This window comes from Algoriphagus aquaeductus, from assembly GCF_003253485.1.
Taxonomy (GTDB): Bacteria; Bacteroidota; Bacteroidia; order Cytophagales; family Cyclobacteriaceae; genus Algoriphagus; species Algoriphagus aquaeductus.
On record NZ_QKTX01000008.1, the window covers coordinates 164,195 to 175,868 of the forward strand.

The 11,674-nt window shown below is 43.6% G+C and carries 9 protein-coding genes and 1 tRNA gene; 6 read left to right on the plus strand and 4 right to left on the minus strand.

The genetic code is table 11. From position 1 onward, the window contains the following. Window positions 1–5 precede the first annotated feature (5 nt). Both lipA and CLV31_RS12545 read left to right on the plus strand, forming a co-directional pair. Window positions 6–884 carry a lipoyl synthase gene (gene lipA / locus CLV31_RS12540; RefSeq protein WP_111393230.1) on the plus strand — a complete coding sequence of 293 codons (879 nt, stop codon included), beginning with the start codon at window positions 6–8 and terminating at the stop codon, window positions 882–884. An 85-nt stretch (window positions 885–969) separates the two neighbouring features. Then, window positions 970–1,281 (plus strand): hypothetical protein, encoded by a 312-nt coding sequence (locus CLV31_RS12545; RefSeq protein ID WP_111393231.1) that lies wholly within the window; start codon window positions 970–972, stop codon window positions 1,279–1,281. Between the two features lie 50 nt (window positions 1,282–1,331). Here CLV31_RS12545 and gcvP read toward each other — a convergent pair whose 3' ends face one another. Continuing rightward, window positions 1,332–4,226 (minus strand): aminomethyl-transferring glycine dehydrogenase, encoded by a 2,895-nt coding sequence (gene gcvP, locus CLV31_RS12550; protein WP_111393232.1) that lies wholly within the window; start codon window positions 4,224–4,226, stop codon window positions 1,332–1,334. Between the two features lie 189 nt (window positions 4,227–4,415). Here gcvP and CLV31_RS12555 point away from each other — a divergent pair, with 189 nt between their 5' ends. Continuing rightward, on the plus strand, window positions 4,416–5,912 hold the full coding sequence (locus CLV31_RS12555) for a M28 family peptidase (RefSeq protein ID WP_111393233.1): 1,497 nt from the start codon (window positions 4,416–4,418) through the stop codon (window positions 5,910–5,912). A 38-nt stretch (window positions 5,913–5,950) separates the two neighbouring features. On the opposite strand, the gene CLV31_RS12560 is transcribed toward CLV31_RS12555, so the two are convergent. The 3 genes from CLV31_RS12560 to CLV31_RS12570 form a co-directional block, all read right to left on the minus strand. Beyond that, complete coding sequence (locus CLV31_RS12560) at window positions 5,951–6,775, minus strand: alpha/beta fold hydrolase (protein ID WP_181452624.1); 825 nt, start codon at window positions 6,773–6,775, stop codon at window positions 5,951–5,953. Window positions 6,776–7,092: 317 nt separating this feature from the next. Further along, window positions 7,093–8,142 (minus strand): DUF4221 family protein, encoded by a 1,050-nt coding sequence (locus CLV31_RS12565; protein WP_220084337.1) that lies wholly within the window; start codon window positions 8,140–8,142, stop codon window positions 7,093–7,095. A gap of 297 nt (window positions 8,143–8,439) precedes the next feature. After that, window positions 8,440–9,798: a DEAD/DEAH box helicase gene (locus tag CLV31_RS12570; RefSeq protein WP_111393236.1), complete on the minus strand. Its 1,359-nt coding sequence runs from the start codon at window positions 9,796–9,798 to the stop codon at window positions 8,440–8,442. 47 nt (window positions 9,799–9,845) lie between these two features. On the opposite strand from CLV31_RS12570, the gene CLV31_RS12575 reads away from it, so the two are divergent. From CLV31_RS12575 to CLV31_RS21850, 3 genes are all read left to right on the plus strand, one after another. Next, complete coding sequence (locus tag CLV31_RS12575) at window positions 9,846–11,189, plus strand: dihydroorotase (protein ID WP_111393237.1); 1,344 nt, start codon at window positions 9,846–9,848, stop codon at window positions 11,187–11,189. A gap of 79 nt (window positions 11,190–11,268) precedes the next feature. Further along, window positions 11,269–11,345: transfer RNA gene (locus CLV31_RS12580), tRNA-His, on the plus strand. Window positions 11,346–11,434: 89 nt separating this feature from the next. Further along, a complete protein-coding gene (locus tag CLV31_RS21850) occupies window positions 11,435–11,575 on the plus strand; it encodes a hypothetical protein (protein WP_181452625.1) in 141 nt (46 codons plus the stop codon). The last annotated feature ends 99 nt before the right edge of the window (window positions 11,576–11,674 follow it).

Consider the following 11,674-nt stretch of genomic DNA (forward strand, 5'->3'; position numbering starts at 1 on the left):
AGACGATGATCGAATTACCCGTAATTTCCGAGGAAGCTACCAAACGCAAAAAGCCTGATTGGCTTCGTGTGAAGCTTCCTGTAGGAAAGGAATATGCCAAAGTCAGAAAACTAGTCGACGAACATAAGCTCCATACCATCTGCGAAAGTGGAAATTGCCCAAATATGGGCGAATGTTGGGGTGCCGGAACAGCCACTTTTATGATTTTGGGAAATGTCTGTACCCGTTCTTGTTCCTTCTGCGCAGTGGCGACTGGCAGGCCCATTGAATACGATACTGAGGAGCCAAAACGTGTTGCTGAGGCCATCAAATTGATGGGAGTAAAGCACGCTGTGATCACTTCCGTCAACCGAGACGAACTGAAAGACCGCGGAGCGGAGATTTGGTATCAAACTGTAGTTCTTACTAAAGAAATGTCTCCATCCACTACCATTGAAACCTTGATTCCTGACGTAAAAGGAAACTGGGATGCCCTCTATAGAATGATTGAAGGAGGACAGGAAGTAGTTTCACACAATATGGAAACTGTTGGTAGACTTTACCGAATGGTAAGACCTCAGGCCAAGTATGAGCGATCTTTGGAACAAATCAAATTGACCAAAGAATTCGGCAAACGCACCAAAACCGGTATCATGCTAGGCCTTGGCGAATCCAAAGACGAAGTCTACAAAGCCATGGATGATTTGGCAGCAAACGGCTGTGATATCCTCACGTTGGGTCAGTACCTTCAACCAACTAAAATGCACATCGAAGTGGCAGAATTTATCCATCCGGATCTTTTCGCCCACTACAAAGAAGAAGGACTGAAAAGAGGACTGAAATATGTCGAATCAGGACCTTTGGTGAGGTCATCTTACCATGCCGAGCGACATGTTCATGTCTAAAAATCATTTAAAATCTGAAAGCACGTTTGGTAACGTGCTTTTTTTTTGCCTAATTTTTAAAGACTAAACTTTAACTTCTCTTTTTATGCAAGTAATCAAAAAAATCGATGTCGGATCGGCCGCTAAGGTTTATGGGCTGACGCTAGGAATTTTAGGAATTGTAATCGGCCTCATCTACGCACTGATATTCAGCTCCATTAGCTCTTTGGTAGGTGAAGAAATTCCCATGGCAGGGGCCGGTTTTGGAGTTGCCATGTTAATATTTATCCCAATTCTTTATGGAATCATAGGCGTCTTTTTTGGAGCTATTGGAGCTCTGGTGTATAATTTTGTCGGTAACAAATTCGGAGGACTAGAGGTGGAAATCGTAGATCTTAATCCTATACCACAAGGCTAAAAAAAAGAGGCTGTCGATTAACAGCCTCTTTCATTTTTATGTTGCGTTTATTAGGACAATTCGGCCTCTTTCGCATATTCCTCCACTGGAATGCAGCTACATACCAAGTTTCTGTCTCCGTAGGCAGAATCAATTCTGCGGACAGAAGGCCAGAATTTGTTTTCTTTCACATAAGCGATTGGGAAAACTGCCTTCTCTCTGCTGTATGGAAGATTCCACTCTCCTGTCAATACCATAGTAGCAGTGTGAGGCGCATTTTTCAACACATTCTCTGCTTTGTCGGCCTTTCCTTCTTCGATTTCTTTGATTTCAGCACGGATCGAAATCATCGCATCACAGAATTTATCCAATTCCGCTTTAGTCTCAGATTCGGTCGGCTCGATCATCAGAGTTCCCGCAACAGGGAACGATACAGTAGGCGCGTGATAACCATAGTCCATCAGTCGCTTGGCGATATCCTCTACCTCTACTCCTACCTCTTTGAATGCCCGGCAATCCAAGATCATCTCGTGCGCGGCACGACCTTGAGATCCGGTGTAAAGGATTGAGTAATGGCCGGTAAGTCTTTCTTTGATATAGTTGGCATTGAGAATCGCCATTTTGGTGGCATTCGTCAATCCATCACCACCCATCATGGAGATATAGGCGTATGAAATTGGCAAAATGCTGGCACTGCCATAAGGTGCTGACGAAATCGAAGAAACCGCATGCTCTCCGCCTGTCTTCACAACGGGGTTTCCAGGTAGGAAAGGTGCCAAGTGACTAGCTACACAAATTGGTCCCATGCCAGGTCCCCCACCACCGTGAGGAATGCAGAAGGTCTTGTGCAGATTTAGGTGACAGACGTCAGCCCCGATTCTACCCGGAGAGGTCAGACCAACCTGAGCGTTCATGTTGGCTCCATCCATATACACTTGACCACCATATTGATGGATCGTTGCGCAAATCTCCTGAATGGCTTCTTCAAACACCCCATGGGTAGAAGGATAAGTCACCATCAAGCAAGACAAGTCATCCGCATGCTCTGCTGCTCTGACTTTCAAGTCCTCTACATCGATATTTCCCTTTTCGTCACACTTGACCAAGACCACTTTCATTCCCGCCATGACAGCAGAAGCCGGATTGGTTCCATGGGCAGAGGTAGGGATCAAGGCTACATTTCTGTGGCCTTCTCCACGGCTCATATGATAGGCTCTGATCACCATCAGACCTGCATATTCACCCTGGGCACCGGAGTTAGGCTGAAGAGAAGTGTCTGCAAAACCGGTTATCTCGGTCAACCAAGTTCTCAGATTAGTGAAGAGCTCTTGATATCCTTCCGTTTGATCAATTGGGGCAAATGGGTGCAACTGACCAAACTCCGGCCAAGTCACCGGAATCATCTCCGCAGTCGCGTTAAGCTTCATCGTACAAGATCCCAAAGAAATCATAGAGTGGACCAAAGAAAGATCTTTGGTCTCAAGCCGCTTGATGTAGCGAAGCATTTCATGTTCGCTGTGGTAATTATTAAATACCGGATGTGTCAAATATTCAGACTTTCTCATCAAAGCCTCCGGCAACTCCAAATTCAGATTAGCTGCCATCGCGTGAACATCAGGAGCTGAATTTCCGGTTGCTTTCGCAAAAACAGAAATCACCTCTGCGGCATCCTCCACGGTTTTTGCCTCATCAAAAGAAATAAAAATCGCACCCTCCTCATATCTGAAATTCATCTCCGCAGCGAGTGCAGCATCCTGAACTTTCTTTTGCAAAACACCATCAGCGCTTACTTTGATCGTGTCAAAATAAGTCTTAGAAGAAACACCAAGACCCATTTTCGTTAAAGCTGTTGCCGTAAGTTTGGCCAAGCCGTGAGTTCTCAAGGCAATATTCTTCAAACCTGTTGGTCCATGATAGACCGCATAAAAGCTGGACATCACTGCCAATAGAACCTGAGCAGTACAAATATTGGAAGTTGCTTTTTCGCGCTTGATATGCTGCTCACGGGTCTGAAGAGCCATTCGGTAGGCTTTGTTTCCCGCACGGTCAATAGAAACCCCGATGATTCTTCCTGGGATCTGACGCTTGAATTCATCTTTCGTTGCAAAAAACGCAGAATGCGGTCCACCATAGCCCATCGGTACCCCAAAACGCTGGGCAGATCCTACCACGACATCAGCGCCCATTTCCCCTGGAGGAGTCAAAAGGGTTAAAGCCAACAAGTCGGAAGCGAAAGCAGTCAATACTTTATTATCCTTAGCTGCTGCGACGATGGCTGAATAGTCAGCTACTGCTCCGTCTGCATTCGGGTATTGGCACATTACGCCATACAACTCAGGATCAGTCAAATCCAAGGCAGAAAGTGGCCCAAAGACCAGCTCAATTCCAATTGGCTCCGCACGGGTGACAAGCAAGGCTTTGGTCTGAGGGAATACCTTTTCGTCAACAAAGTACTTATTGGCGTTCTTTTTCTCTCTAGGTTTTACGGCATGCAGCATCGTCATCGCTTCCGCTGCTGCGGTACCTTCATCGAGCAAAGAGGCATTGGCCAACTCCATTCCGGTCAATTCCATCACCACAGTCTGGAAATTGATCAGCGCCTCCAAGCGACCTTGAGCGATCTCAGCCTGATAGGGTGTATAGGCAGTGTACCATCCCGGATTTTCAAGCACATTTCTCAACACTACTCCAGGAACGATCGTGTCGTAGTACCCCATCCCGATGTAGGACTTGAACACCTTGTTTTTGGAGGCAAGTTTTTTGAAGTTTTTCAAAAACTCAGACTCCAGTTGTGCCGCCGGAAGGTTTAGCGGACGCTCCAGTTGAATAGAAGTAGGGACTGTTTGGTTGATTAATTCCTCCAGGGAAGAGGCACCGATTTTCTCCAACATCTCCGCGATTTCCGCCTCTGTCGGGCCATTGTGTCTGCTCTCAAATTTGACAGCATTAGAAAGATTGATCTGCATAAAGAACGCTATGGAAGTATGATCTATTTGGGTTTGGAATCATCCCGATTTTACGAGCGCAAAGGTAAGGTTTCCTGAAAGAAAAGCCTTCGCACACTTTCAATTATTTACCTCCTAAACACCAGAATTGACGAGCGGTTTTTAAGAGGGTTAAAAATTTGGCTAGCTTAGGGCCCTAAACTGAAAAATATGAACAAAGGACTCCTATTTAGCGGTGCCCTGATGATGGGATTAATGACGCCGGTTCTGGCTCAGAATCCAACTCAGGTAAAATACGCCAATACCATTACGGTAGAAGATTTAACCAAACACCTCACCTACCTGGCCTCTGACGAAATGAAAGGCCGGGATACAGGCTCTCCTGAAGGAAAAATTGCCGCACAGTATCTGGCAGATTTTTACAAAGGCTTGGGCCTTTCCGCTCCAGTGAATGGTAGCTACTTCCAAAATGTCCCATTGGTAAGCACCAATTTTACTAAAGTGACACTTCAGATCGGTAAAGCAAAACTGGTAGAAAACACAGACTTTGTATTTACCGGCGACGGAAATATGGCCAAAGCAGCCAAAGCTGATTTGGTATTCCTAGGCTTGGTGACGGATGAAAACCTGGCCAAAGTAGATGTGAAAGGAAAATTGGTCGGACTTTGGGCTGTTGGCGTAAGAAGCAATGACCTAGTCAATAAGGTAATGGATGCAGGTGCTGCCGGAATCGTGATTGTGACCATGGAAGGCCAGGCCAACTTTGACCGAATCGCCAACCGATACAAAACCTTGGCCGGTAGAGGCCGAATCGGCTTTGATCAGGAAATCAAGCAGAGACCGATCTTTATGGTCAGCTCTGATAAAATGGCCCAGCTTTTTGGTACCCCAGTGGAAACCTTGAAAGAGGCCGCTAAATCCAATCCAACCAGCATCACATCTCAGAAAGCTACCTACCAGGTCGTAAAAACCAAAACCCCTGTAGAAGCGGTCAATGTAATGGGCTTTCTAGAAGGAACCGACAAAAAAGAAGAAGTACTGGTCATCTCATCTCACTATGACCACGTGGGTGTGAGCTCCACCGGAGAGGTATTTAACGGTGCTGACGATGATGGATCGGGTACTGTATCTGTGATGGAAATCGCAGAGGCGTTTGCTTTGGCCGCCAAAGATGGCAATAAGCCAAGAAGAAGCATTCTGTTCCTGAACGTGACCGGTGAAGAAAAGGGACTGTTGGGTTCTGAATATTATGCCGAAAACCCGGTATTCCCAATTGCCAATACGGTGAACAACATCAACATCGACATGGTGGGCCGCATCGATTACGAATACCAAAAGGCTGAAAACAAAGATTACATTTATGTGATCGGTTCGGAGATGCTTTCTTCTCACCTGAAGAAAATCAACGAATACAACAACATCACCTACACCAATCTGATCCTTGACTATCGCTACGATGCGGAAGACGATCCCAACAGATTCTACTATCGCTCAGACCATTACAACTTTGCGAAGTTCAATATTCCGGTGATCTTCTTCTTCAACGGTGTGCATGACGACTACCATCAGGTGACTGACACCGTGGACAAGATCGAGTTTCCGCTGATGACCAAAAGAGCGCAACTGATCTTCCACACCGCTTGGGACTTGGCCAACAGAGACCAAAGAACTCCGGTTGACGGAACCAACACGAGAACAGACAGATAAATTAAATGGCCCTGAAATAATTTCGGGGCCATTTTTTTTCAATTTATCCGAATGTTGTTGTAATTCTTTCCTATAAAAAGCAAGTTCAAATCACTCAAGATTTGATATGATCGAACTTTCTGTTGAAAATCATTTTTCAAAAATGCCAAAAGCAAAACATAGAATTCCTTTGTTTCCCGCATTTTCTCAAATGAATGACCATCTCGAAATAAAACCAACGTGCTCTTAGGAAAAAATTCTGCTAAGACATCTACTACCTTGGGATTAATTAAAATATCATAAACACTTCCAAGGATGATCACTTGTCCTGTAAAACTAAGACCCACATCATAATTGGTACCTATTAGTGGGAATCTTTTATTGAAATACTCCGTCCAAAGCGGTTTACTTTTCTCTTTTAAAAAATTAGCGATCGGGAAATCAGAATTTGCTTCTGTCATGAGTTCAATGGAATGCTCAAAAAACCGCACAGCTAAAGAGTTTGGAAAATTTGTTTTCATATCATTTGAAGAGCTTTCCTTAAATACCTTCAGTGATGAATTGATTAAACTGTCTCTCAGAGACGGATCAGAATTGAAAAAATCTACAGAAGATCGGTATGCAAATTCAAAAAATTCAGCGTCAGTCAATTCGGTCTGTTTATTTTGAAAATAATTGGAAAAATTCCAAAAACTCAAATTAGTCTGAATATCCATTAGAAATGGATTGATGCATATCAGTTTTTCTACGGTTGGAGCATAGCTTGATAAATAATGAAGCAGAATACCTGTGGATGAAGAATAACCAAGCAAGGTCACTTTCTTTTGACCCAAAATTTTTCTTCTGATCATTTCAATGTCTTGGGAAACCTGATTCTGATTCAACCAGCGGTAGATTTTCTCCCAATCCTGAGGTGAACTTTCCCTCATGAAACTTTGAAGATCTTCTGAAAAATGCCTTCCGGAAATCCTAACCCAGTTGAATTCTTCTTTTACCGTTTCACCTAAATCAAACTTCTGAAAAGCATCATCAATCGGATCATCCAAGGTGAAGACTGTCTTTCTATCAGGATCAAATTCATTTTCATAATGATAAGTGATCGTAATTTTCCTGCTTTGCGGATCCGAATGATCCAACGGGACTAAGATGTTTTCTGCTAAGGGACTAAGAAAAAGGCCCAAAATCAAACCAATCACCCCAATCATTTTTCTTCAATTTCTTGGTCAAATTGAAATACATGGAATATTAAAAAATCCTCAGAAACCTTTTCATTACGAGGATGCGCATAATTCAGGTACAGTCCGTTTTTGTTCACAAACCAATTATTGATTTGGTAGGTATAATTGGGAAGATCAAATTTAGAAAGCAAGGACAGTTCAGAATCAAAAACGCTGATTGAAATTTTCTTCTCTGTGAAGCCAGATTCATTAAGAGAAAGATCAGGTGAATCCCAAGTACCACGATAGATTAGGTTTCGATAGTTATCAGGAATTGGAGTTAAAAAATGTGGGTTATCAATCGCATGCTGATCAATATTTTCCAAATCAATCAATTCAGGAGTGTATTTATCTTCATGAGATATGCTAGATGTTCCGGCTTGATTTTTGGGATCAATGGAGAACAAACTTGACTCATACTGATAATTATAAATCATTTGATTCTTCATAAAACTATGAAACCCCAAATAGGTGATAAACCCCACATTGCCTCCTACTTTTTTATAATGGTTAGTATGTGAAATAGGAAGTGCCTTTACCTCCAAGGTCGCAATATTGACAGAGGCAACTAATGGTAGATTTGATCTTTCTTCAAGATTCGCTCCGTGGTGGATAAGGGAAAAGAAAATCAACTTTTCTTTTGCCAGGTAATTGAGCTTGAAATAAAAATTACATACTGGCTCTCCAAGATTCTTCCCATTGAAAAGTCCATATAAATCGTATGATGTTGACTTTTCTCCCCCCTCTTTCAAAAGATGGACTTTCCCCCTTTCATAAAGAAAAATGGAATCAGAATTATGCCAATAAATTGACTCTATTCTACCTACTCCATTTGGCCCATCTAAAGAAAGGTTGATTGACTTTAATGCGATAGCTTCATCCAAATCAAAGTAATCCAGTGCATGTCTAGACGGATTGTAGGCAATAAGCTTATTAACTCCGTTTTCAGAGTAACTATCCAAAACCTGATAGGAATTAAGGTAGACTTCCGAAATCGGAATAGATATCATTTCAATATCAGGTTGAAAATTCACCTGCTTCGATTTTGGGTCACAAGCTGAGGTGACAAAAAGAAAGAATATTAGGGTAAATCTTACCAGATTCATAGATCAAAAACTAACTTAATCCTAGCCCTAAATTCTCCGAATATTATTAAAAAGAAAAAAAAATAGATGTTAAAATTAGTTTATCTGTAAATCTACTTTTTTACCAGAAGGCATAGGTAGCCTAAGAAATTTCTCTAGAAGGTTAAAATCTGGAATCCTTCGGTCTTCCGACCCATTAATCAAAGAGAATTTGGCTGGTGGTGCAATTGCGGACAATCATATAGTTTATTTCCCCCTATTCTTCTGATTCTTGGTCTTCAACTGATTTCGATTGGGCTTTTTACTGTGCTTTTTCGCTTTTACCTTTTCACCCTTGCCGATATTTTTCTTGGGTTGGGTTTTTTTCTCGTGAAAAGCTCCTTTGTAATCCGGATTATCACGTTGCCTTAATCTATCCAGCTCTCTTTCGTAGGCTTGCTTTTCTTCAAATGGGGTGGCCGGCACATCCACTTCCTCAGGAATGGACAATTCTTCCACCTTCATCCGGATCAGCTCTTCGATTTTTTCAAAATGGTATGCTTCTGCCGGATTGATAAAGGTGATGGCTTTTCCTTCATTTTCTGCACGTCCAGTTCGTCCGATTCGATGCACATAATCCTCATAGATCAGCGGCACATCAAAGTTGATCACATGAGACACCAACGTGACATCCAAACCCCGCGCAGCTACGTCCGTCGCCACCAAGATTCGAACATCCCCCGCCTTGAAGTCCTCCATGGAATTGATTCGGGTATTTTGACCTTTGTTGGCGTGGATAACCCGGATTTCTCCAAAGTCTTTCCGCTCCAAATAAGAATACACCGACTCGGCATTCTTTCGACTTCGGGTAAAAATCATCGCCCGGCTGATTTCTTCATTTTGCAAGAGGTTCGCCAAGAGGTTGATTTTGGTCTTGATGTTGGGCACCGTGTATTTGACCTGAGCGATCGTCTCGGCAGTAGTCGCGGAAGGGGCTACTTCCACACGCTCCGGAAACTCCAGGAATTCGGCTGCCAGGTGCTCGATCCTCCCTGAAAAAGTGGCTGAGAAAAGAAGGTTTTGTCTTTTGTTGGGAATCACTTCCAAAATAGAACGAATCTGAGGCATGAATCCCATATCCATCATTTTATCCGCTTCATCCAGCACCATCGTTTTGAGATCCTTGGGATAGATATTTCCTTTTCGGTAAATATCCATAAATCGACCCGGTGTAGAAATCAGAATATCCACACCCGCTTCGATCAGTTCGATTTGAGTCTTTGGGCCGAGACCTCCATATAAGGAGACAATTCTAAGGTCTGTATTTTTTCCTAACTGCCGGGCAACTTCCTCGATCTGCATGACCAGTTCGCGAGTCGGAGCCAGAATCAAAGCCCGGGGATGCTTCCCTTGCGCAAATTTCACTTTCATCAGGACAGGCAGGATATAGGCGGCAGTTTTACCTGTCCCCGTCTGAGCAATCCCCAGTACATCGTGGCCGGCCAATGCCAAGGGAATGGCCTTTTGCTGAATGGGAGTTGGTGTGATATAGCCAGATTCGGAGATTGCATCGAGCAATTGTTTGTTTAGCTTAAATACATCGAACCCTACGGTTTCATTGCTCATGATTGTTAATTTTGAATTGAAATCTCCACTTGAAAAAAGAAGAAACGATGAAAAGTATCCTGATCACCGGGGCAAATATAGTCAATGAAGGCCGGATTACTCCGGGAGATCTCTTGATCAGAGAAGGGCGAATCTCCAAAATCGGCCCTGACCTCAGCCTGGAGGCCGCTGATATCCACTTGGATGCAAGGGGAAAACACCTTTTCCCAGGGGTGATTGATGATCAGGTACACTTCCGTGAGCCGGGTCTCACACACAAAGGTGAAATCTACACCGAGGCCAAAGCCGGCGTGGCAGGCGGCACCACTTCTTATATGGAAATGCCCAATACAGTACCACAAGCGGTGACTATTAAGCTTTTGGAAGAAAAATATGCAAGAGCAAAAGAAGTTTCCTTGGCGAATTATTCCTTCTTTCTGGGCGGAACCAATGACAATCTGGAAGAAATCCTGAAGCTGGATTTGGAAAATGTCTGCGGCTTGAAAGTATTCCAAGGCTCCTCCACCGGCAACATGGTGGTGGACAACATCGAGTCGCTGGAGGGAATTTTTAAAGAATTCAAAGGCCTGTTGGCCATCCACTCGGAAAACGACCACATCATCAAAGCCAATCTCGAGGAATACAAAAAAATTTATGGGGATGATATTCCGGTAAAATTCCATCCAAAAATCAGGTCAGAAGAGGCCTGCTATGATGCCTCCAGCCGTGCGGTGGCGATGGCCAAAAAGTACGGCACCCGCCTCCACATTTTACATATCAGTACGGCCAAGGAGCTGGAACTTTTCGACAATTCAATTCCGCTGGAGGAGAAAAAAATAACGGCCGAGGCCTGCATCCACCACATGTGGTTTGCAGAGGAGGATTACGATACCAAAGGAAATCGGATCAAGTGGAATCCCGCCGTGAAAACGGCCAATGACCGGGATCAAATCTTTCAGGCGATGTTGGACGACCGGATAGATGTCATTGCTACCGATCACGCGCCTCATACTTTGGAAGAAAAAGCACAATCTTACCTCAAAGCACCCTCAGGAGGACCCTTGATCCAGCATAGCTTAGTCGCCATGCTGGACTTTTATCATCAGGGGAAAATAAGTCTGGAAAAAATTGCTGACAAAATGACTCATCGAGTGGCACGCCTGTTCCGAATCAAAGACCGGGGATTTATCCGAGAAGGCTATTTGGCAGATTTGGTGCTGGTCGATCTGAACTCCCCTTGGACCGTCAGTAAAGAAAATATCCTGGCTAAATGTGGGTGGTCCCCATTTGAGGGGCATACTTTCCAATCCAGAGTAACACACACGATCGTTTCCGGACATTTAGCGTACAGTGAAGGGATATTTGATGAAAGTAAAAAAGGTGAGCGATTAACTTTTTTTACAAATAAATAAGCACTCCCTTGCACCAATTAGGCCGAGTCCTTACTTTTGCAGACCAATTGAGGAAACGCCCTCATGGAAAAATAAAATGGTGATTGTAGCTCAGCTGGTTAGAGCGCTGGTTTGTGGCACCAGAGGTCGCCGGTTCGAACCCGGTCTTTCACCCCAAAACCCCTCATTCGAGGGGTTTTCTTGTTATAAGTCATTTCAAGTTGGCATACGATTTGACTAAATCGATCAGACTAAACCACACTACTATGTTTACTTTGTTCAAAGCCGCTCCAAAATTTCCGGTGGTGAAGCCGGTAAATATCAGGCAGATTCAAAGCTACCTGAGCAAGTTTGAGGAATCAATCAAGGCCTTTGAGGAGGTTCAAAAAGAACCGATTCACTCCTGAATTTCAAAATTTCGACAAAGGTTATGGAAACATAACCTTTATTTTTTTCCCTTTAATTTTTCTTGTCCGTGCAAAACTCTATTTTTAAATTCTTTCAAT

Excerpts from the sequence above, each read along its gene's own strand:
- gcvP (WP_111393232.1), bottom strand. The coding sequence starts at position 4,226 with ATGCAGATCAATCTTTCTAATGCTGTCAAATTTGAGAGCAGACACAAT.
- CLV31_RS12570 (WP_111393236.1), bottom strand. The coding sequence starts at position 9,798 with ATGAGCAATGAAACCGTAGGGTTCGATGTATTTAAGCTAAACAAACAA.
- CLV31_RS12545 (WP_111393231.1), top strand. The coding sequence starts at position 970 with ATGCAAGTAATCAAAAAAATCGATGTCGGATCGGCCGCTAAGGTTTAT.
- CLV31_RS12575 (WP_111393237.1), top strand. The coding sequence starts at position 9,846 with ATGAAAAGTATCCTGATCACCGGGGCAAATATAGTCAATGAAGGCCGG.
- lipA (WP_111393230.1), top strand. The coding sequence starts at position 6 with ATGATCGAATTACCCGTAATTTCCGAGGAAGCTACCAAACGCAAAAAG.
- CLV31_RS12555 (WP_111393233.1), top strand. The coding sequence starts at position 4,416 with ATGAACAAAGGACTCCTATTTAGCGGTGCCCTGATGATGGGATTAATG.
- CLV31_RS21850 (WP_181452625.1), top strand. The coding sequence starts at position 11,435 with ATGTTTACTTTGTTCAAAGCCGCTCCAAAATTTCCGGTGGTGAAGCCG.